Origin of the sequence: Burkholderia sp. Ac-20345 (assembly GCF_017104825.1) — a bacterium.
GTDB classification, from domain to species: Bacteria; Pseudomonadota; Gammaproteobacteria; order Burkholderiales; family Burkholderiaceae; genus Burkholderia; species Burkholderia lata_B.
On sequence record NZ_JAAGPO010000503.1, the window covers coordinates 1 to 1,435 of the forward strand.

The 1,435-nt window shown below is 67.8% G+C and carries 1 protein-coding gene and 1 pseudogene; both read left to right on the top strand.

Annotated elements, in window-relative coordinates:
* Positions 1-1,184: flagellar biosynthesis protein FlhF (gene flhF / locus G3O06_RS48295; protein ID WP_205820463.1), on the top strand; the 1,184-nt coding region annotated here is incomplete at its 5' end.
* Positions 1,177-1,332: pseudogene (locus tag G3O06_RS48300) on the top strand (MinD/ParA family protein); the annotation flags it as partial. The gene flhF and the pseudogene G3O06_RS48300, both read left to right, overlap by 8 nt.
* Positions 1,333-1,435: the final 103 nt, after the last annotated feature.

Below are 1,435 nucleotides of genomic sequence, written 5' to 3' on the forward strand. Positions count from 1 at the left end.
CAGCCGGCGCGACGCCGCCCGCCTGGGCACGCGACATCGTGCGCGACGCCGAACGCCGGATGCCGGCCGCCGCCACCCGCGCACCCGACACGAACACGAGTGTGACGCATGCCGCGAAGGCGGCCGAGCGCACGCGCCTGTCCCCCGACGCGGCCGCCGCGGTGGCCGATGCGGTGAAGTCGCGCATCGAGCGGATCGTCAACGATACGGTGATGCAGGAGCTCGGCGAACTGCGCGGGATGATGGAAGAGCAGTTCGACAGCCTGATGTGGCATGACCGCCAGCGTCGCAGCGCCGTGCACGGCGCGCTGACGAAGCACCTGTTCGCGGCCGGTTTCTCCGCGCAGCTCGTGCGGATGCTGGTCGACAACATGCCCGCCGGCGACGGCGAGCAGACCTTCGAGCAGGCCGCCGAATGGGCGCAGTCGGTGCTCGCGTCGAACCTGCCGGTGCTGGAAAGCGAAGACGCGCTGATGGAGCGCGGCGGCGTGTTCGCGCTGATGGGGCCGACGGGCGTCGGCAAGACGACCACCACCGCGAAGCTGGCCGCGCGCTGCGTGATGCGCTTCGGCGCGAGCAAGGTCGCGCTGCTGACCACCGACAGCTACCGGATCGGCGGCCACGAGCAGCTGCGCATCTTCGGCAAGATCCTCGGCGTGCCCGTGCACGCGGTGAAGGATGCGGGCGACCTCGCGCTTGCGCTGTCCGAGCTGCGCAACAAGCACATCGTGCTGATCGACACGATCGGCATGAGCCAGCGCGACCGCGCGGTATCCGACCAGATCGCGATGCTGCACGGTGCGAACGCGCCGGTGCAGCGCCTGCTGCTGCTCAACGCGACGAGCCACGGCGACACGCTCAACGAAGTCGTGCAGGCGTACCGCAGCGCCGGTGAGCATCCGGACCTGGCCGGCTGCATCCTCACGAAGCTCGACGAGGCGACCCACCTCGGCGGCGTGCTCGACACGGTGATCCGCTACAAGCTGCCGATCCATTACGTGTCGACCGGCCAGAAGGTGCCGGAGAACCTGTACGTCGCGTCGACCAAATTCCTGCTGAAGAGCGCGTTCTGTGTACCGCGCGACGGCTCGCCCTTCGTGCCGCAAGACGAGGACATGCCGACGCTGCTCTCCGCACTGACCGCACGTTCCACCGCCGAGCTGCACGAGGTGCGATTTGGATAAACGGATCATCGACCAGGCCGAAGGGCTGAGGCGCCTGCTGGCCGGGCGCGCGTCGCGCATCGTCGCGGTGACGGGCGGGCCGGCGGGTGTCGGCTGCACGTCCACCGTCGTGAACCTGGCGGCGGCGCTCGCGTCGCTCGGCAAGGATGGATCGGAAGAGCGGCGGTGAGGGGAAGGTTGTGATTTATCGTGTCTATATCGGGTGTGCGCAGTGTACGTCATAAAAAAATAGATGATGATTGCTTCTATAA